We start from the raw sequence: 20,261 nt of genomic DNA, 5'->3' as shown, positions 1-20,261 counted from the left end.
CCTCTTCGTCTTCGTCACTCGAAGATCACGGGTTCAGCAGGTCGGTGTGGTGATCGACCGTCGTGATGTCCGCGATCGAATGCGCCGTGCTGTCGACGTCGCCGTGCAGGCTGCTCTCGGACTCGAGCGCGGAATCGGCATGTGCACTGCCGAAGACGTCCGAGTCCACCGAAGACCATGCGCTGCTCGACGCGGATCCGTCGAACGATCCTGCGAGCGAGCCGGATGCGTTGCCTGCCGCGTCGGCGAATCCGCCGAGTCCGCTCGTGATGCCGCCGACAGCATCTGCGCCACCGGCCAAGCCACCGGCAACCTGACCCGCGACGTCGGCACCGGCCGAGGCACCCGCATCAAGGCCAGCGTCGAGGCCACCGGCAACCTGACCCGCGACGTCGGCACCAGCCGAGGCACCTGCGTCGATACCCGAGTCGAGTCCTGCTCCGAGCCCTGCGCCGAGGCCGGCTCCCAGACCGGCACCGAGATCAGCCGCACCCTGAACCGAACCGGCAAGGTCCGCGCCGGCGGAGGCCGCCGCGTCGACCCCTGCGCCGACAGCTCCGGCCACAGTTCCGTCGACCGCTCCGTCGACCGCTCCGTCGACCGCTCCGGCCAGCCCGCCGCCGATCCCTGCGACGCCGCCGAGTCCTGCTGTGAGACCGCCGCCCAGGCCACCGACTGCGCCGAGGCCGAGGTCACCGGCACCGACGAGGTCACCGGCACCTGCGACGCCACCGGCAGCGCCTGCTGCCGCATCGAGTGCGCCGGTGAGTGCGCCGCCCAGTTCGGCGCCGCCGCCGAGGGCCGCGCCGAGGTCGAGGGCACCGCTGGTGTCGAGGACGGTGTCGAGTGCTGCGCCGAGGCCCGCGCCTGCTTCGCCACCGACACCGAATGCCGCGCCGAGTACACCTTCGAGATTGGTCGCGGCCGAGATGTCGACGCCGACCGAGGCGTCGATTGCGGTGCCGAGAGCCGCGGTGAGGCTGCCGACGGCGCTGGTGTCGAGGTCGAGTGCGGTGCCGAGGGCGCCGGAGACGATCCCACCGAGATCCACACCGGTCACTCCGGTGAGGTCGAGATCGGTGAGTGCGCCTGCGTCGAGTACTGCACCGAGCGAGGATCCGATGGTCGACGCGAGGCCACCTTCGGCTGCGAACACGCCTTCCAGAGCGCCGCCGAGGCCCGACGCGATGTCGAGGTCGACGCCGCCTGCCAGGTCACCTGCTGCGCCGAGGGCAGCGTCGAGTGCGCCGGTCAGTGCACCGCCGAGTGCGGCGCCTCCACCGAGAGCTGCGCCGAGATCGAGGGCGCCGGTGGTGTCGATGACGGTGTCGAGGACAGCCCCGAGTCCGGCTCCGGCTGCTCCGCCGACACCGAATGCTCCGCCGAGTAGTCCTTCGAGGTTGGCAGTGGCGCCGAGTCCACCGGCGAGCGCACCGTCGATGGCGGTTCCGAGGGATCCGGTCAGGTCGGCGATGACGCCGCCGTCGAGATCGAGTGCCGTTCCGAGGGTTCCGCCGATGATCGCACCGAGGTCGGCGCCGACGAGTCCGCCGAGATCCAGGTCGGCGAGTGCACCGGCGTCGAGAACTGCTCCGAGCGAGGATCCGAGTGCTGCCGACAGACCGGTCTGCAGTGCGAAGACGCTCTCCAGTCCGCCGCCCAGTCCGCCTGCAAGTCCGCCGCCCGCACCGATCGCAGCGGTCAGGGCCGCGCCGAGATCGCCGGTCAAGTCGATTCCACCTGCGCCGATCACCGCGTCGAACACGTTTCCGAGAGCTGCACCGAGGTCAGCGCCGATCGTTCCGCCGACACCGAATGCTGCACCGAGGGCGCCGCTGAGCGCTCCGTCGACACCGGCAAGGGCGCCGAGGTCGATTCCGCCGACTGCCCCGAGTGCCGCGTCGAGCGCGCCGGTCAGTCCTGCCGTGACGTCGCCGCCGAGGTCGAGCCCACCGCCGATGAGACCGGTGAGTGCTCCGCCGAGATCTGCCGCGCCGCCGAGGTCGATGGATCCACCGGCGCCGATGACAGCGTCGAGTGCAGCACCGAATGCGGCTCCGAGTTCCACGCCGATCTGTCCACCCGCGGCGAGGGCCGCGCTCAGGGCTGCGCCGATCGAGACTGCGATGTCGCTTGCCAGGTCGAGGTCACCGCCGAATCCGCCGCCGATGCCGCCACCGATGATTCCGCCGCCTGCAAGCCCGCCTCCGACGACCGCGCCTGCCGTCAGCCCGAGTCCGGTCGACAGTCCGCCACCGATTCCCGCGCCCCCGGCAAGCCCGCCTTCGATGCTGCCCGCGGCACCGGCTCCTGCACCGAGGATCGCGGAGAGCTGTGATCCGGCGCCGGCGAACAATCCGGACTCGGACACGAGCGGGGCAACCGCGACGATGTCTGCGTGGCACACGTCGCCGAGCCCGGCGGCGGCCAGTGCGGCTTCGGGGTTGGCGCAGTACGCGGCTGCTGCTTCGTCGTTGCGAAGAAGACTGAGGATGAAGTCGAGAACTGCGTTGGTGGCCATGGCGTGGCTCCTTCGGTAGTCAGTAGTTCGTGGTTGATCACAAAGCTATGGGTCGATTCCTGTCTGCCCAACGGGTTCCATCCCCCTATTCGATTCGGGTATCCCAGGGGTGAGGCACTAGGGGATATAAGGGCGATAGGGGATTTGCCCGCGAACCTTCTGCGACCTGCTGTGAGACGTAACGAAAACTGCCATGCTTCCGACATCAACCACAGCGTCGTCAGGCGCTGGCACCACTACGAAGTCGGAGATGACGATGAGCGCAGGGCTCGGCATTCGGATCGGCACGGTCGCTTCGGTGGCGGCCCTCGATACTTCGCACGATCCTTACGCCCCCCGCGACTACTCGACCGACGAGGCGATGCGCACCGTCACCAAGAGGTCGGCCCTCGATCTGCGACCCGGTGCCGCGCCGAGCCTGGCTGATCTGTGGGACCGCGCCGGACGTCACCTACTGAGCGGCTTCGCCGATCGCGTCGGCGACCCGGTCCCGCTGATCGACGAGGAGGGCCGTTCCCATCAGGCCGAGGATCTCTTCGCGACCGCGACCCGCGCACTGGTCGCCGAGGTGTGCGCAGGCGAGGACTGCGACCCGGCCGTGGTCATCACTCATCCCGATCGCTGGTCCTCGTACACGACGGACGTACTGCGCGACGCGTTGGAGCGGGCAGGCGTTCCCGATGTGACGCTCGTGCCGGACTCGGCAGCCTCCATGCGGTGGCTCGAAGCGTCGCGGGGTGCGTCGAGCGACGGACTGACCGTGATCTACGACCTCGGTGCTACATCGCTGGACATCACGCTGATGCGAACCGGCCGGCAACAAGCATCCATCGGTCCGGGAGTCCACTCGGAGGATCTGGGCGGCGCCCAGTTCGATCATCTGATCACCCAGCACGTTCTCGAGACGGTATCGAGCAGTCAGTCGTTCGAGTTCGATCCGTTCGACCCCGACACCGTCGGGGCACTCGTCGAACTGCGCGCCCGATGCGGTGAGGCCAAGGAGAAGCTCTCCTACGAGACCGCGACGACGCTCAGCATCGAGCTACCCGGAATGCGTTCGGAGACAAGGCTGGTTCGCGACGAGGTCGAGGACCTCCTGCGGCAACCGATACTCGGTTCCATCGAGCTCGTACGCGAAACGCTGCACACGGCAGGCCTCGACGTCTCCGACGTGACCCAGGTTCTACTCATCGGCGGAAGTGCAGGCATCCCTCTCGTCGCCGAATTGGTGTCCTCGGAGCTGCGGGTACCGGTGATCACCGGTCCTCATCCCGATCGCATTCCCGCTGTCGGCGCGGCGCTGCTCGGAAACGAGATCGCCGCCACGACGGTTGCCGATGTTCCCGTCGCGGCGGCTGTTGCGGTCACTCGTCCCGCGCCCCGTCCCGCGCCGGTCTCGTCCGCCGCGGAGCCCACCACGATGTCCGGACGCAAACGCGCCGGGATCGTCGTCGCTTCCGTTGCGGCACTTGCCATCATCGCCGGCGGCGGATTGTCCGTCGGCACGGCCCTGACCTCGAAGGACGAGCCGACCCCCGCGGTATCCGAGAACACCGCAGGCACTACCGCGTCGGCGACGCCGGGTCCGACCGCGGAAACCGTCGCCGACGCCGACTCCACGGCCACCACCTCGAACGGTCTTCCCGCTCCGACCGTGGCGGCCGACGGCACCCTTGTCCCTGCGGCAGGCACCGTCATCGCCTCCGACGGAACGATCGTCGCGGATCCGGCAGTTCCCGCCCCTGGAGTCCCTGCCGCAGGTGCGCCCGCAGCCGCAGCACCGGTCGTCGTCGCACCGGCCCCGAATGCCCCCGCGCCGAGCGCTCCCACCTATACCCCACCGACCTACACCCCGCCGGCGTACAACGGTCCGACTCTCGGCGATGTCGGTACCGGCGTCGGCGGCGCGGTCGACGATCTGGGAACGGGTGTCGGCGGCGTCGCAGGCGGTGTGGTCGGGGGCCTGGGCAACGTGGTCGGTGGCATCACCGGGCCACTCCTCGGAAACTGACACGTGGTTTCCGCGCTGACGAAGGCAGACATCGCAGGTGTTGCCGTCGACCGTGGCCGCCCGATCTCCGTAGCTCTCGCCGGGACGATCGCTACGCTTACCGGTGGTTGTAGCTGCACGGTCGAGCTTGCCATCGACGCTGCGCGACGGGCTGATTCGGACGAGTCCGTCACGCGGATCGTCACCGACGCGGTCCGGACGCATCAGACTGCCCGGCTCCGCTCGATGAGTTCGGCGGAACAGGACGTCCTGGCGCTCGCACATTTCGGTGTCGGACGCGACATCGAGGTTCTGAACGATCTCACCGATGCATCCGACTCGGCCGCCGCCATCGATGCGGGGTTGGAATCCGGCCTGCTCTCCGCTGCACCGCTCCCCGGATTCGAACTCGCGCTGCGAGAAGCGCTCGGATCGAGACGGTTAGGGACGATCCTGACCCGATTGCTCGAGTTCCGCCTCGGAACCGACACTCTCGATACGGCGACCGCAACGGCGTTGGCACGCAACGGCGTTACGAATCCACAGCTCGCGGATTTCCTGACGGCTGCCGGTGACGCCGCCGATCCCGATACCGCCGCCTCGCTGTACTCGCTCGCCGTCGACGCCGGGGGTGACGCGTTGCATGTGGCTGCGCGCCGGGCCGAGGCGTCGGTCACCCGCGGCGATCTCGATGTCGCAGAACAATTCTGCGACACCGTACTGGAACAGTCGGATCGAGTCGATCTCGGCGAACTACGCAGAGCAGTAAGGGTATCCGCGGCCATCGCGGCCGAACGCGGAATGAGCAGCCGCGGACACCAACTCTACGAATGGCTGGGCCGCGACCGAGCCGGAGCCGATGCCGACCTCGCTCGAACAGTGTCGATCGTCGCCGGTGTGGCTCCCATCGAGGCGCCCACGGCGTCGTCTGCGGCGCCGCCCACGTCCGCCAGCGCAGCAGCGGCGTTGATGGCGACGGGACTGAGCCAGTCGATCTCGCCGGATCCAGCGGCAGCGACCAATTCGCTCATGCGTTCGGTTGTACTGTCCGGCAACACCATCGGACGGGTGTCTCCGGAAGACCCTGCCGCTGTCGCCATGCTCTTCGCACTGCACAACGGCGACCTGGCCAGAGCCGAATCGATCGCGGCGCAGGCATCGGCGGCGCTCCCACCTCGACACCCGGCCTCCATCCGCATCGCACTACTGCAGGTCTGGACAACGATGCTCGCCGGCGATGTCGCCGCCGCGACCTCGGCGCTCGAATCCATTCGTGTTCCGGCGTCGCACATTCGAAATCAGCTGTTCCTGCACGCTCTCCGAGTCGGACTTGCACGCCGCACCGGCGACGCCGGATCGTTGCTCAAAGCATGGGACGACGCCCACTACGTCATCGACACGTATTCGGTCGACCTCCTGTCGTTCCTGCCGGTGGGTGAGCTGTGGCTGGCCGCAGTCCGTGTCGGTGCACCCGAGCGGATGTCACACCTGCTGGCACAGGCGAACTCGGTCGTCGACGCGCTGAACGAACCGCACGCCTGGGCGTCCGCGCTGCACTGGTACGGCGTACAGGCCGCAATTCTGGCCGAGCGGCCACCCGATCTGGTACCCCACGCCCGAGCGCTCGCCGTCGCCGCCGAGACCAACCGCTACAGCGCAGCACTCGCCGGAGCAGGCCGCGCATGGCTTGCTGTCCTGCAGGGCAACCCTGACGTCGCCGATGTCGAGTCGGCCGCCCGGTCGCTGGCGCGTTTCGGCCTTTCGTGGGACGGAGCCCGCCTCGCCAGCGAAGCCGCCCTCCGCGTCGCCGACACCAAGGCCGCCACCGCATTGCTGCAGATCGCACGCTCGCTGCGGGGGCCGGTCCCGGTTCCGTCCACCGCGACCGAGGACGTCAAGGGTTCACTGAGTGCGCGTGAGTCCGAGGTCGCAGAACTGCTCGTACTCGGCGTCACCTACCGCGAGGCAGGCGCCAGGCTGTACATCTCCGCGAAAACCGTCGAGCATCACGTTGCTCGTATACGACGCCGCATCGGTGCGGGCTCGCGTTCGGAACTGCTGTCGATGCTTCGGGCGATGGGATACGGAGCAACCTCGGCCGAGGTGTAACTTCCGCCCCGTCTCGGGCGACATCACAGGCAGTGAGGTGCGCCGTCCGGTTCGCCCGGGTCAGATCACGAGGAAAGCAACACATGTTCAACCGGTACGCCCAGCCCGAGCGGACCTCTGCCGCGGATAGCGCTCTCCCCGACGTAGGACTGTACGTCGACGACGATCGATCCATCGCGGCCGTGTCACACCCACTGCGCTCGAACCCGTCGCTGCACGTCGCGTCGCTGCATGCCACCGTTCTGTTCGTTCATGCCGACGGATCTGCATCTCTCGGGGGCACCGACGACCGGAACGCGGCCGAGTTCACCGACTTCCTCGGCGACGTCGGCAACGAGCCCGATGTCGGGTACAGCGCCGCCGATCTGACCGCGATGACGTTGCTGTGTCTGCTGAGCGAGGTCGCCACCTCCACCGGGAACAGCTACGACGCGTTGGCCGCTGCCGCCACCTACCCGTCGCGATGGACAGCGGAGCAAGTCGCGGCTGTCCGTGAATCGATGAACCATCACGGCCTCGGTCATGTCGCGTTGGTCGCGGAAGCCGAAGCGCTGCAGGTGTGGTCCGAGACCACACTCGCAACCTGGGCGGGCGCCGATTCGGGAATTGCCGCCGCCCGCGGAGCCGCCGCGATGGCGGGCCACTACCCCGTCGACGCGGTGACCGAGGTGATTCCGCTGGCGTCGACGCCGCGCTCGTCGTCGCGGACACCGATACTCGTCGCCGCCGGATTCGCCGCTCTGCTCACGCTCGGCGCCGGGGTGACGGCGTTGATGTTGCGGAGCACCGACACGACCACGATCCCCACCATCGACAGTGTCGACCTGGCCGCCCCGACCACGACGCCATCGACACCGAGCGTGCAGATCCCGTTCCCGACGGTGGTGCCGATCGCCGAGCCGCAGCAATCCGTCGTCGTCGCTACACCGATGGAGTCCCCCTCCGCGACGAGCGAGGCACCACCGACAACGAGAACCGGCGAGACGGACACCACCGACGAGCTACCCGCGACGAGACCGGCCGGGGACCTGTCGGAGCCCGATACCAGCACCCCCGACCCGACGGACAGCTCACCGCAGGTACCCGGCCCCTCCCCGAAACCACCAGGGGACGACGACGGCACAGGCGGCGGCGACGACGGCAGCAGTGACGACGCCGGCAGCGACGACGGCAGCGGCGACGGCAGCGACGACGGCAGCGGCGGCACCTCCGAGTCTGTGACCGTAACTCCGTAGTTCCCCCTTTCTTCACAGTCACCCTTTCTTCACAGTCACCTCTCGACGCGACCGGTACGCCGGGACGAGCGATGACCTGCATGTCTGTCGATAGCCCGTGCGCATGCCCTAAGGTGGGGCGCTGACACCGACGGACCCGATGAAGGGATTTCATGCGTAACACGGGGGCACTGCGTGCCGCAGTGATCGGATCTACGGCGTTGTTGCTCTTCGCTACCTTCTCTACCCAAGCTTCAGCGGCCCCCGATGTTGTCGTCGCACAGGGTTCGGTCGACCAGCTTCCGCACGAACTGGCCGAAGCGGTGATTCGCGATCTGAAGATCTCACCGCAGGAATATCTCGATCGGGCAGCACGTGCGCAGGAACTGTCGACGTACGCGTCCGACTTCCGCGCCTCGCGCCCAGGAGACTTCGCAGGTGCCTGGATCGGTGACGACGGCAAAGCCGTCGTAGCGGTCACGTCACAGGATGCGGCTCGCGCTGTCGCCAAGGACGGTTTCGACACTGCGCAGCGTCCGGTGTCCGCCGACGGGCTGGAGAAGTCCCTCGGTGATCTGAACAAGTGGATCTCGACGCTGCCGCGCGAGGTGGCGAGCCAGGTCAACGGAACGTCCATCGACATTCTGGACAACCGAATCATCCTCGACGTCGCCAACAGCCCGGTGGGACGCGCACTCAACCTGCCGACCCTGCTGGCGAATCTGAAGGTCATCCTGTCCCCCGGTGCGCAGCAGCCGGTCGACCCGTCCCCGATGGGCGGCGACACGTACATCACCACGCGCGGGCCTATCGCCGACGCACCTACGACGGACATCAGCATCTGCTCGTTCGGCTTCAACGCCGTCGACGGCGCGGGCAACCCGATCAATCTCAGTGCAGGGCACTGTAATCCGAACGCAGAGACCGGCGGCGGTGGCGCTCCGGTGTACCTGCCCAACCCGGCCGACGTGCACAGCAGTACACAGATCGGAACGTTCCAGGGGTCGAGCCTCGGAGCCGAGAAAGCACTCGACTGGTCGGTCATCTCGTTGAACGACAAGGCAATCGCGTCGGGCCTCGATCGCCCCACTGTTCGCGGCGCCAACGGCAGCACCGTCACCATCACCGGAACCGCCGATCCCGTCGTCGGGGCCCCGGTGTGCAAGTCGGGTCAGTCGTCCTCGTTCACGTGCGGAGTCGTTGCAGCCGATCGAGTCGAGACCCAACTGTTCATGGACGACGGCACCAGCCGGACCGTCCGCGGATTCGCCAGCACCGCATGCACTCTCGCCGGTGACAGCGGAGGCGCAATCGTGACCGGAACTCTCGCCCTCGGCATCACCAGCGGATCCAACAGCGGCGGCGCACCCGACTGCACCGAAGCGAACCTTGCGCTCGCCCACTTCGGCGGCACCGCAAGCCTCGGAATCCCCATCGACCAAATCGCCGCGGAAACCGGTACGACCGTGCGGACGGCACCGGTCGACTGACACGTCGAACCCTCGAATCAGGGGCCGCTGCAACCGATGTTGCGCGGCCCCTTTTTCATGCGCACAGGCTCTCGGTTCAGCGGTGGACACCGAACGACGCGCTTGTTCGCCAATCGCACCAGAGCGTCGGAATCACCGAATGTGTTTCGCAGCCGTATAATTCGTTTCGATCACTACAAGTTAGTTCTCCCCCTTGATCCCTGCGACTCCTCGTCGCCGACAGATACGGACTGAACATGCTGGGATTGCTCTCCGTCGGACTCGACCTGATCGGCTACGTCGTCGTGATCGTGGTCGAAGGAATCAACCTGACTTCTCCGGGAATCTTCAACTAGCCCGACGCACGAACAAAAGTAGGCCCGCACCTCGAGAGGTGCGGGCCTACTTGCGTCGTACTGCAAACCGTTACTTTGCGTAGACGGTGCTTCCGGGAACTGCGGTCAGGGTGTTGATCAGGTCGATTCCAGCGATCAGGAGAGTCGGCCCACCAACGACGATCGTGCCGATGACTCCGCCGATTCCTGCACCGATCGGTACCGTCGCGACTACTCCGGCGATTGTCGGCGCACCGATGATTGCGCCTGCGATGGCTCCGATGATCGTGCCGGTCAAGCCACCCACTGCGGTAGCGATTCCGAGCTGCGACGCGAAGTTCTGCTGCGCCTTCAGGTTCTCGTCCGGAGACGCGACCTGGGTGACTCCGAGGCTGCTCGACTTGGCGGACGCCTTGGTAAGGTCCAGCTGCGGGACGAGACGGAGGGTCTTGCCGTCGTTGTCGACGTTCTGCTCGTACGGGAAGTTGAGTCCGCCGAGGTTGAAGGTCAGGGGCAGAGTCACGACGACCTTGTCGGCCTGGTCGAGGATGTCGACCGTCTTGCCGTCGTCGGCGACCTTGAAGACACCGGCATCGATCGTCGTGACGATCGTGCGGTCTTCCTGGTTCACCGAGTAGTTGATGTCTTCCGACGCCGCGGGCGCGTCCGAGGCCGGGTCTGCATAGGCAGTGCCGCTGGCGAGACCCATCGCGGTGGCCACGAAGGCCGCCGTAACGACCAGTTTGCTGAGTTTCATGTGGAGATTGTTCCGTTTCTATGCAATCGAGCCCGGCAATACCGAACAGGGGTAGCCCGTCAGACGCAGAAACACCCAGACCGTATCCGCGAGATTGTCGGTGCTGCAGCAGCATAACGTACAAGTCGGACCATGCGTTATTGTCCCGACACCAAAATGTTCTCCGATATCGAAGCAACGTTTCAGTCGGGTAAAAGTGCCAGCGTACGAGGGTTTGCTCGAAGTCTCCCACCAGCACCGGCGGCAAGATCCTTGCCGCCTCGTGAACTCAATGAACGCAACTTAGGTCTGCCTTCCGTCAGGGACTGTCGGGCCGTACGCATAACGTGACGTTCAGGACGCAACCTACCGACCGGTTCAGCCCACCGCGACGCAGGCCGATCCGATGACCCACCAGCACCGACCAACACGGACGGTGCTAAGTTACTCACCAGTACGCAATACTTGTTACTGGCGGGTAACTTGAATAGGCTTAGGCTGATCGGGCTGACCCGAGGTAGCTCCCCCTGCTGCCGATGAACGAAAGGCCGCTTACATGAACGCCCTGACGATTACGTTGGGCACGGTCGGGTTCCTCCTTAGCCTCGTGTGCTGGGGTTACTTCTTCCGTGGCATCTACAAGATGGTCGCGGCCATCGCCCAAGGTCAGCCGGACAAGACGCGCCTTCGCCCGTTCATCCCGCGCTTCAAGCAGATGATGATCGAGTTCATCGCCCACACCCGCATGACCAAGTTCAGAACGGTCGGCTGGGCGCACTGGCTGGTGATGGTCGGGTTCCTTGGCGGCTTCCTGCTGTGGTTCGAGGCCTACGGACAGACGTTCGACCCCGAGTTCCACTGGCCTATATTCGGCAATACCTTCGCGTGGCACCTGTGGGACGAGCTGCTGGGCATCGGAACGGTCGTCGGCATCACCACCCTGATCGTGATTCGCCAGCTCAACCACCCACGCAAGCCCGAACGCCTCTCGCGCTTCAGCGGTTCTCGCATGAAGGTCGCCTACGTCATCGAGGGCATCGTGCTCCTCGAGGGCCTCGGCATGATCCTCGTCAAGGCCGGCAAGATCGCCACCTACGGTCACGCGAACGTCTACTCGGACTTCTTCACCATGCAGGTCGCCAAGCTTCTGCCTGCCAGCCCCGAGTTGGTCTCGGTCTTCGCGTTCGTCAAGCTGATGACGGGCATGATCTGGCTGCTCATCGTCGGACGCAACATCAACTGGGGCGTCGCCTGGCACCGCTTCACTGCCTTCCCGAACATCTACTTCAAGCGTGAGGCCGACGGCGGCGTCGCCCTCGGTGCAGCGAAGCCGATGATGTCCGGCGGCAAGGTCCTCGTCATGGAGGACGCCGACCCCGACGTCGACGCGTTCGGCGCAGGCAAGATCGAGGACTTCAGCTGGAAAGGCTGGCTCGATTTCACCACCTGCACCGAATGTGGACGCTGTCAGTCGCAGTGCCCGGCGTGGAACACGGGTAAGCCGCTGTCCCCAAAGCTGCTGATCATGTCGCTACGTGACCACGGCAACCAGAAGGCGCCGTACCTGCTCGCAGGCGGTAAAAAGGACATGGCAGGCGACGAGGTCGGACTCGTCGATGCCGACGGCAAGCCGGACCAGGCCAAACTCGACAAGATCCCGCAGGCTGCCCGAGACGAGGCCGATCGCAAGCTCGTCGCCGACGCCATCGAGGGCGGCATCATCGACCCCGAGGTCCTGTGGAGCTGCACCACCTGCGGCGCGTGCGTCGAACAGTGCCCCGTGGACATCGAGCACGTCGACCACATCATCGACATGCGTCGCTACCAGGTACTGATCGAGTCCGAGTTCCCGTCCGAGCTCGCCGGCCTGTTCAAGAACCTCGAGAACAAGGGCAACCCCTGGGGCCAGAACTCGAAGGATCGCCTCAACTGGATCAACGAGATGGACTTCGACATCCCCGTCTTCGGACAGGACGCCGATTCCTTCCAGGACTACGAGTACCTGTTCTGGGTCGGTTGCGCCGGTGCATACGAGGATCGCGCGAAGAAGACGACCAAGGCCGTCGCGGAACTGCTCGCCACTGCAGGCGTCAAGTTCATGGTCCTCGGCGCCGACGAGACCTGCACCGGAGACTCCGCTCGCCGCGCAGGCAACGAATTCCTGTTCCAGCAGCTCGCCCTGCAGAACATCGAGACGCTCAACAGCGTGTTCGACGGCATCGAGCAGAAGAAGCGCAAGATCGTCGTCACGTGTGCGCACTGCTTCAACGCACTCGGCAACGAGTACCCCCAGGTCGGCGGCGAGTACGAGGTCGTGCACCACACTCAGCTGCTCAACCGGCTGGTGCGCCAGAAGAAGCTGATCCCGGTGGCCTCGGTCAGCCAGGACATCACTTACCACGACCCCTGCTACCTGGGCCGTCACAACAAGGTCTACGACGCTCCCCGCGAGCTGATGGCTGCGTCGGGCTCCAACCTCAAGGAGATGCCTCGTCACGGTGAGCGGTCCATGTGCTGCGGTGCCGGTGGCGCTCGCATGTGGATGGAAGAGAACATCGGCAAGCGCATCAACATCGACCGGGTCGACGAAGCGCTGTCGACCAACCCCAAGAAGATTGCGACGGGTTGCCCGTTCTGCCGGGTCATGCTGACCGATGGCGTCACCGCACGTCAGGAAGGCGGCGCACACGAAGGCGTCGAGGTCGTCGATGTCGCGCAGCTGATGCTCGACTCGATCACTCGTGTCGAGTCGTCGGTGCTCGCCGAGAACATCAAGGTCATCCCTCGCCAGCCGACCCCCGAAGAGGAGCTTGCTACCGAGGACGCTGCGGAGGTCGAAGAAGCCGAGCGCATCGAGCCCGTCGAAGAGCCCGCGGAGTCGAAGGCTGCACCTGCAGCGCCGGCGCCCAAGGCAGGCGGACTCAAGATGAAGGGCCTCGCGAAGGCACCGGGAGCAAAAGCACCGGGTGGTGCGAAGCCTGCTGAAGCGTCGGCATCCGAAGAGGCGTCGGCAGCCAAGCCCAAGGGTCTCGGATTGGCCGGTGGCGCAAAAGCACCGGGCAAGGGTCTTCAGGTGAAGGGCAGGGCCCCTGGCGCCAAGCCTGCAGCCGACAAACCCGCCGACGACAAGCCCGTAGCCGAAGAGCCCGCCGCAGAGGCGACGTCGGAAGCAACGGAAACCAAGCCCACCGTCAAGCCCAAGGGGCTGGCTGTGAAGTCCGGTTTCAAGAAGCCGGGCGCCAAGGCACCGGGCAAGCCGGCTGAACCAGCTGCGGAGGCGTCAGCCGAAGCCGCGGCGGAGACGACTGCGACGTCCGAGGCTGCAACCGAATCGAAGCCGACGGTCAAGCCGAAGGGCCTGGCCATGAAGTCCGGCTTCAAGAAGCCAGGCGCCAAGGCGCCGGGCAAGGCGGCAGAACCAGTTCCAGCCGAGTCCGAGGCACCCGCTGAAGAGGCACCTCAGGCAGCGCCTGCACCTCAGACAGCGACACCTCAGACAGCGACCGCGACGCAGGAATCGAAGCCGACCGTCAAGGCAAAGGGTCTGGCCGTCAAGTCCGGATACAAGAAGCCAGGCGCCAAGGCACCGGGCAAGCCGGCTGCGGCACCGACTGACGAACCGGTCGAGGCCGAGGCCCCCGCAGTAGAAGCGCCGGCTGAAGAGGCGACTGCGGAGGCAACGCCTGCACCTCAGGCAGCGACACCTCAGACCGCGACCGCTGCGCAGGAGTCCAAGCCGACCGTCAAGGCAAAGGGTCTGGCCGTCAAGTCCGGATACAAGAAGCCAGGCGCCAAGGCACCGGGCAAGCCGGCAGAACCAGCTGCTGTCGAGCCAGAGCCTGAAGTCGCTGCACCTGAGGCCGCTGCACCCGAAGTCGCTGCGTCGTCGAACGGCGACACCCCGGCGCCGCCTGCTGCGAAGGCGGGTGGACTCGGATTCCGTGCGGGCGCGAAGGCTCCCGGCCGAAAGAAGTAACCGGCGCCGTTTTCACCGAGAACGCACCCTTGCTCTCCACTGAGCAGGGGTGCGTTCGTCGATCTGCCCCCATTCCGTGAGAAGCGTCCCCGCGGGGACGTTTTCGGCGCCGAGGATCTGAATCTTGTCGGTGGCTGCGGCTAGGTTGCATCGCACGGATGTTCGACCGGAAGGGGGCTGGTGATGCTGGTTGCGGTAGGCGGGGATACGGGTGAGCTCTGCGAGGAGAAGCCGGAGCGCCCGATCGAGGAGGTGGAGACCGAGATCTGCGCGCTCTCAGGACAAATCGCAGCTGCGACGGCGAGATATCTGATGCTGGTCGCCGACTTCGATGCCCGTCGCGGATGGGCAAGCTGGCAACTGCGCTCCTGCTCGCATTGGTTGTCGTGGAAGGCCGGGGTGAGTCTGCATACCGCGCGTGAGCATGTTCGAGTTGCGCGCGCCTTGGTGGACTTGCCGCTGATCGCCGAAGCGTTTGCGAAAGGCACAGTGTCGTATTCCAAGGTCCGCGCAATCACGAGGGTCGCCGACGACAAGAACGAGTCGACGATGCTGCGGTTGGCCCTCGAGGCTCCGGCGGCGCACATCGACAGGCTGTGCCGTGGGTTGACGAAGGCGATGCGGCCCACGAAGAAGAACGGGCTCGACGAGCACAGCTACCGGGGACGGTGGTTCTGGGACGAGGACGACGGGTCGTTGGTGATCAACGCTCGCCTACGCCCCGAGGACGGCGCTCGGCTGCTGGCAGCGCTGACGCGGTCGGAGTACGAGCGAACGCGCGTCGACCCCGAGCTCGATGCGGACAAGGCCGCTCCGGCTCCGCGCAATATCGTGCCTGCGTTGACGGCGATGGCAGAGATGGTCTGCGCAGGGCTCGACTCTCCGGTGTCCTCGCCGTCCGCGGAGGTGATCGTCCATGTCGAGGCCGCCGGCGAAGACGGCTGCGCGCACGCTCATCTCGACGACGGCCCAGGATTGGAAGCGGAATCGTTGGCGCAGGTGATGTGCGAAGCGACAATGCGCACGGTCCGTCACGGGTCGATGGGCACGACCATCAGCTGGAGCACGACCGCGCGCACGCCTTCCCGTCTGCAAGTGCGAGCGCTGTTGATGCGGGATCGGTGCTGCGCTGTTCCAGGCTGCGGGCGAGTGAGATTCCTGAACGCGCACCACGTGCAGTACTACTCCCGACAAGGCCCGACGACACTCGAGAACATGGTGATGCTGTGCAGCGAACATCACCGGGCGTTGCACGACGGCTATTTCTCCATCACCTCCAGCGGGGACGAACACTTCACCTTCCGACACGCCGACGGCCGAGAGGTGCTGTACGCCCCTGCGATGCAGGGGGATTCAGCACAATTCGGGGAACAGTACAGTTCGATAGCCAGCGATGCGATCATCCCTGACTGGCAGGGCGAAAGCCTCGACCTCAGCTTCGCGACGGATGTGCTCATCCGAAACTGGGAACGGGCCGCATGAGGTGGGGACCCGTGGGTTCAGGGCCTCCAGAGTTCCAGCTTCGGGATCCCGGGCGGCGTGAACCCGAGAACCTGCCCGTAGAACGACAGCTCGGATTCACGGGCATTCACCTGGGTCTCGAGCTTGCGAAATCCGTGGGACTCACCCTCGTACGCAAGGTAAGCATGTGGAATTCCCTTTCTCACCATGGCATCACGGAAGCGCTCCGCTTGCGACGGCGGCACGATCGGATCGGAAAGGCCCTGCAGAAGCAGCACCGGGCAGGACAACCCGTCGACGTTGTTGACCGGCGCCCTGGTGCGATACAGGTCGAGCGCTTCCGGAAGAGGCCCGATCAGCCCGTCGATGTATCGCGATTCGAAGTCATGTGTCTCGGCGACGAACAGCTCGAGCTCGGCGACACCGTAATACGAAGCGCCACAAGCAAACACATCCGAGGAGGTCAATGCCGCCAACACCGTCCAACCGCCGGCGGAGCCGCCCTCGATCGCCAGACGCGCGGGGTCGGCGAGACCGGCATCGGCAAGCCCCGTCACGGCGGCAACGGTGTCTTCGACGTCGACCACTCCCCACTGCCCCCGCAGCCGGTTTCGGTACTCACGGCCGTACCCGCTCGAACCGCCGTAGTTGACATCGATCACTCCGATTCCACGGCTGGTGAAATAGGCGAAGGCAAGGTTCAACGCGGGCGCAACGTGTGCAGTGGGCCCGCCGTGTACGAAGGCGACATACGGCGGCAATTCTCCGTCGAGACCGTCGAACTCGGGATTCCGCGGCGCATAGGCGATGGCATGCACCTCACGGTCGGCGCCCTGGAACGTCCTGAGTTCGCCGTGCGGGAGGTAACCCGCGTCCGGGACGGTCTCGAGTCCGGACCGGATGTCGACCAGTTCACCGGTGCCCAGGTCGAGGCGGCGCAGGCCACTGGGACTGTGCGCGCCACCGGCTTTGAGCAGTACTGTCGAGCCGCTCCGACCACCGAGCGAGACCGAGGTGAGAGCTCCGAGATCGATATCGGCGATCGAACCCGTACTCGGATCGAGGACGCCGAGCGTGTCGGTGCCGAATGTTCGTACGGTGAGCAGCTTTCCGTCGTCGAGCACCGAGTACCACCGTGCACCCAACTGCCACAGCGGCGCACCGAAGTCCGCTTCGGCGGCGTGGACCGGTTCGACGAATCCGTCGACCGACGTGCGGTAGATGTTCCACCAGCCGGTGCGGTCACTGATGACGTACAGCGAGTCGTCGTCGATCCACTCGGGCTGCAGCACCGATTCCTCGGTCGATCCGAGTACTGTCTTCCACTGTCCGGTCTCCAGATCCGCAACGCGCAGTTCTGTTCCGTTCCATGGCATCTGTGGGTGATTCCAGGCGATCCAGGCGAGCTTGGATGCGTCGGGCGACAGCCGCGGATAGGCCAGGAACTGAGAACCGGATACCAGCGAACGCACCCCTGTGCCGTCGAGCCCGATCGCGCAGATGTCGCGCGTGATCTCCCCGCCCTCGTGTGTCTCACGGACGGCGAGTACCTCGTCGCCGAAAATCGAGAGTTCGGCGTAGCGAACGGACGCCGCGATCTCGGGTTTGTCGGTCAAGGGCACAGGCGTCTCACCGGGCCGGGTGACATACACCCGCTGGTCCGAGAACTCGGCGAACACGATTCGCCCGTCAGCGGTGGCCGTCCATGCGCCGCCGCCGTATTCGTGGACACGGGTGCGCGCGTTGTACGGCTCCGACAGCAGGGACTGCACCTCACCGTCGACGGTGCGACAGACCGTGGTGCGCCCGCCCTCGGTGGGCCTCATCTCCGACCACCAGATCTCCTCACCCACGAACCGGCCGCCCTCCACCGGGTGTCCGCTCGCGGACAGATCCGCGGCGGAGATCGGAGACGGCCAGGATCCGAAGGGCAGCTTGGTTCGAGTCACGACGACCAGAGTAGGTGAGGCACCGTCGTAACGCGGCGTTCATCGTCGGGACAAATCCGTAGTCGATCATGGAAGGCGGACAGAACGAAACACAAGGGGAAGCCATGCGAGAAACCGCTCCACACAGCCTCGACGCGGCGATACTGACGTTCGCGCGGTCCTGGTACGGCTACGGAGGTGGCAGCGCCGAGGACATCTACGTCGAGTTCGGGCTCCCCGCACGTACGTACTTCGAGCGCCTGCGACAGATCCTCGACTCACCTACCGCCGCGAACGTGGACGAGGAGACCCGCGACGCCATGCGGTCGGTATGCGTTCGCAGGCTGCACTGACCCTGCACAGTCACTAGCGCTGCACGTCACTGACCCACCGGCGTCAGCAACTCCGGACCGTTGTTCCTGACGCTGTTGACGGCGGTGCTCACCTCGTACGGAATGAGGTGCGGCTCCGGAATCGCAGCGAGCATCTCCTGAACCGAGTCGATGCTCGTCACCGTCGGGTCCAACCAATCGGACCGGAGATGGTCCGGCACGATCACCGGGGAGCGGTCGTGGATGTGCCCGAGAGCATCGGCGGCCGGCGACGTCAGCACTGTCACCGACCACACCCACCGGTCCTCGTCGTCCTCGGACTTGGTGGGGTCTCGCCACAGCTCGTACAGACCCGCCATCGCCAGAATCGGCTCGTCCGAGTGCAGGAAATACGGGACCTTCGCCCCGTCGCGCTTCTCCCACTCGAAATAACCGTCGGCCGGAACGATGCAGCGTCGACGCGCGGCGGCCTTCTTGAACGACGGCTTCTCGGTGATGGTCTCCGACCTGGCATTGATCATGCGACTGCCGATCTTGGCGTCCTTGGCCCACGACGGGATCAGGCCCCATCGCACCGACCGGAGCTGACGGACGGCGTCGGCCTCGGGTTGGTCCTTCGGTGCTCGCTCGAGAATTGTCCGCACCGTCTGCGTGGGCGCGACGTTGTACGTGGGTGGGATCTCGTCGCCGACCGTCTCGGCGATGTCGAACACGGCCCGAAGATCGCTGTCTGTCTGGGTACTGGCATACCGTCCGCACATGCCTCGATTGTTGCACCGAGGACCGACAGAGGCCGGACGACCGAATATGCCTGGCCCCGCCGACAGCGCACCTGGCACGATAGGGGCGTGAGCCATCCGCAGACGATCCACCAGAGCCGTCAACACCGCCCGCTGCAGCAGTCGACCAAACTGCAGAACGTGCTCTACGAGATCCGCGGACCGGTACACGCGCATGCGGCGCGGCTGGAGGCCGAAGGCCATCGCATTCTCAAGCTCAACATCGGCAATCCCGCGCCGTTCGGTTTCGAGGCACCGGACGTCATCGTGCGGGACATGATCGCCGCACTCCCCTACGCGCAGGGGTACTCGGAGTCGAAGGGCATCCTGTCGGCCAGGCGTGCCATCGTCACCCGCTACGAACTCGAGCCCGGCTTCCCCGAACTCGACGTCGACGACGTCTATCTCGGCAACGGTGTCTCCGAGCTCATCACCATGACGATGCAAGCTCTGCTCGACGACGGTGACGAGGTGCTGATTCCCGCGCCCGACTATCCGCTGTGGACGGCGATGACGACGCTGTCCGGCGGCAAGGCCGTGCACTACCTGTGCGACGAGGAGAACGAGTGGAATCCTGATCTCGCCGACATCGAATCGAAGATCACCCCGCGCACCAAGGCGTTGCTCGTGATCAACCCGAACAACCCGACCGGTGCGGTCTACTCGACCGAGGTGCTGCAGGGCATCGTCGATCTTGCTCGCAAGCACCAACTGCTGCTTCTCGCCGACGAGATCTACGACCGCATCCTGTACGACGACGCCAAGCACACCTCTGTTGCCAGCCTGGCCCCCGATCTGTTGTGCCTGACGTACAACGGGTTGTCCAAGGCCTACCGCGTGGCCGGCTATCGGTCGGGGTGGCTCGCGATCACCGGACCGAAGGACCATGCAGCCGGATTCATCGAGGGCATCGATCTTCTCGCGTCGACGCGCTTGTGCCCCAATGTCCCTGCACAGCACGCCATCCAGGTTGCGCTCGGTGGCCATCAGAGCATCGAGGATCTGATCCTCCCCGGTGGCCGCCTGCGTGAGCAACGGGACGTCGCATGGGAGAAGCTCAACGAGATTCCGGGCGTTTCCTGCGTCAAGCCGAAAGGTGCGCTGTATGCGTTCCCTCGGCTGGATCCGGAGGTGCACGAGATCTACGACGACGAACGCCTCGTCCAGGATCTGTTGCTGCAGGAGAAGATTCTCGTCGTGCAGGGCACCGGGTTCAACTGGCCCGGCCACGACCATCTACGCATCGTCACTCTTCCCTGGGCGCGTGATCTGTCGGTGGCGATAGAACGCTTCGGCAATTTCCTGGCGTCGTACACGCAGTAGCGTTCCGGCGGCTGTAACCGACCGGAAAGTAAGGAAAGTAATTGAAAGTGACGCAAAAAACATACTTTTATTGTTACGAAAACGGCGA

Annotated in this window: 12 protein-coding genes; 8 read left to right on the top strand and 4 right to left on the bottom strand. The window is 65.6% G+C overall.

Translation table 11 applies throughout. The features are described 5' to 3' along the window. Positions 1 to 25: 25 nt before the first annotated feature. Positions 26 to 2,521 (bottom strand): IniB N-terminal domain-containing protein, encoded by a 2,496-nt coding sequence (locus RY1_RS11550; protein ID WP_072803678.1) that lies wholly within the window; start codon positions 2,519 to 2,521, stop codon positions 26 to 28. Between the two features lie 256 nt (positions 2,522 to 2,777). Between RY1_RS11550 and RY1_RS11545 the strand changes: the two genes are divergently transcribed. The 4 genes from RY1_RS11545 (at position 2,778) to RY1_RS11530 (ending at position 9,324) form a co-directional block, all read left to right on the top strand. Continuing rightward, positions 2,778 to 4,532, top strand: coding sequence for an Hsp70 family protein (locus RY1_RS11545; RefSeq protein ID WP_169914659.1), 1,755 nt, complete (start codon positions 2,778 to 2,780; stop codon positions 4,530 to 4,532). 3 nt (positions 4,533 to 4,535) lie between these two features. After that, the gene (locus RY1_RS11540; protein WP_072803676.1) at positions 4,536 to 6,620 is read left to right on the top strand and encodes a LuxR C-terminal-related transcriptional regulator; all 2,085 of its coding nucleotides are present in this window, start codon (positions 4,536 to 4,538) and stop codon (positions 6,618 to 6,620) included. 83 nt (positions 6,621 to 6,703) lie between these two features. Then, complete coding sequence (locus tag RY1_RS11535) at positions 6,704 to 7,855, top strand: hypothetical protein (protein ID WP_072803675.1); 1,152 nt, start codon at positions 6,704 to 6,706, stop codon at positions 7,853 to 7,855. Between the two features lie 152 nt (positions 7,856 to 8,007). Further along, on the top strand, positions 8,008 to 9,324 hold the full coding sequence (locus tag RY1_RS11530; RefSeq protein WP_072803674.1) for a S1 family peptidase: 1,317 nt from the start codon (positions 8,008 to 8,010) through the stop codon (positions 9,322 to 9,324). Positions 9,325 to 9,729: 405 nt separating this feature from the next. Here the strand turns inward: RY1_RS11530 and RY1_RS11525 are convergent, their stop codons facing one another. Continuing rightward, entirely contained in the window at positions 9,730 to 10,395 is a 666-nt protein-coding gene (locus RY1_RS11525; protein ID WP_072803673.1) for a DUF8020 domain-containing protein, read from the bottom strand. Between the two features lie 535 nt (positions 10,396 to 10,930). Between RY1_RS11525 and RY1_RS11520 the strand changes: the two genes are divergently transcribed. Further along, positions 10,931 to 14,350: a (Fe-S)-binding protein gene (locus RY1_RS11520; RefSeq protein WP_072803672.1), complete on the top strand. Its 3,420-nt coding sequence runs from the start codon at positions 10,931 to 10,933 to the stop codon at positions 14,348 to 14,350. Positions 14,351 to 14,533: 183 nt separating this feature from the next. After that, positions 14,534 to 15,832 (top strand): HNH endonuclease signature motif containing protein, encoded by a 1,299-nt coding sequence (locus tag RY1_RS11515; RefSeq protein ID WP_072803671.1) that lies wholly within the window; start codon positions 14,534 to 14,536, stop codon positions 15,830 to 15,832. Positions 15,833 to 15,849: 17 nt separating this feature from the next. On the opposite strand, the gene RY1_RS11510 is transcribed toward RY1_RS11515, so the two are convergent. Beyond that, positions 15,850 to 17,760: a dipeptidyl-peptidase 5 gene (locus tag RY1_RS11510; RefSeq protein ID WP_072803670.1), complete on the bottom strand. Its 1,911-nt coding sequence runs from the start codon at positions 17,758 to 17,760 to the stop codon at positions 15,850 to 15,852. A gap of 104 nt (positions 17,761 to 17,864) precedes the next feature. Here RY1_RS11510 and RY1_RS11505 point away from each other — a divergent pair, with 104 nt between their 5' ends. After that, entirely contained in the window at positions 17,865 to 18,092 is a 228-nt protein-coding gene (locus tag RY1_RS11505) for a DUF3263 domain-containing protein (RefSeq protein WP_072803771.1), read from the top strand. A gap of 26 nt (positions 18,093 to 18,118) precedes the next feature. On the opposite strand, the gene RY1_RS11500 is transcribed toward RY1_RS11505, so the two are convergent. Next, positions 18,119 to 18,832 carry an SOS response-associated peptidase gene (locus RY1_RS11500; protein ID WP_072803669.1) on the bottom strand — a complete coding sequence of 238 codons (714 nt, stop codon included), beginning with the start codon at positions 18,830 to 18,832 and terminating at the stop codon, positions 18,119 to 18,121. A 6-nt stretch (positions 18,833 to 18,838) separates the two neighbouring features. Between RY1_RS11500 and RY1_RS11495 the strand changes: the two genes are divergently transcribed. After that, positions 18,839 to 20,173: a pyridoxal phosphate-dependent aminotransferase gene (locus RY1_RS11495; protein WP_371829466.1), complete on the top strand. Its 1,335-nt coding sequence runs from the start codon at positions 18,839 to 18,841 to the stop codon at positions 20,171 to 20,173. Positions 20,174 to 20,261: the final 88 nt, after the last annotated feature.

The sequence above is a fragment of the Rhodococcus yunnanensis NBRC 103083 genome (genome assembly GCF_001895005.1).
GTDB classification, from domain to species: Bacteria; Actinomycetota; Actinomycetes; order Mycobacteriales; family Mycobacteriaceae; genus Rhodococcoides; species Rhodococcoides yunnanense.
The sequence above is the reverse complement of the archived record's forward strand: the minus strand, read 5'-3'. Positions and strand labels throughout refer to the sequence as shown.

Excerpts from the sequence above, each read along its gene's own strand:
- RY1_RS11545 (WP_169914659.1), top strand. The coding sequence starts at position 2,778 with ATGAGCGCAGGGCTCGGCATTCGGATCGGCACGGTCGCTTCGGTGGCG.
- RY1_RS11550 (WP_072803678.1), bottom strand. The coding sequence starts at position 2,521 with ATGGCCACCAACGCAGTTCTCGACTTCATCCTCAGTCTTCTTCGCAAC.
- RY1_RS11530 (WP_072803674.1), top strand. The coding sequence starts at position 8,008 with ATGCGTAACACGGGGGCACTGCGTGCCGCAGTGATCGGATCTACGGCG.
- RY1_RS11505 (WP_072803771.1), top strand. The coding sequence starts at position 17,865 with ATGCGAGAAACCGCTCCACACAGCCTCGACGCGGCGATACTGACGTTC.
- RY1_RS11535 (WP_072803675.1), top strand. The coding sequence starts at position 6,704 with ATGTTCAACCGGTACGCCCAGCCCGAGCGGACCTCTGCCGCGGATAGC.
- RY1_RS11525 (WP_072803673.1), bottom strand. The coding sequence starts at position 10,395 with ATGAAACTCAGCAAACTGGTCGTTACGGCGGCCTTCGTGGCCACCGCG.
- RY1_RS11520 (WP_072803672.1), top strand. The coding sequence starts at position 10,931 with ATGAACGCCCTGACGATTACGTTGGGCACGGTCGGGTTCCTCCTTAGC.
- RY1_RS11500 (WP_072803669.1), bottom strand. The coding sequence starts at position 18,832 with ATGTGCGGACGGTATGCCAGTACCCAGACAGACAGCGATCTTCGGGCC.
- RY1_RS11515 (WP_072803671.1), top strand. The coding sequence starts at position 14,534 with ATGCTGGTTGCGGTAGGCGGGGATACGGGTGAGCTCTGCGAGGAGAAG.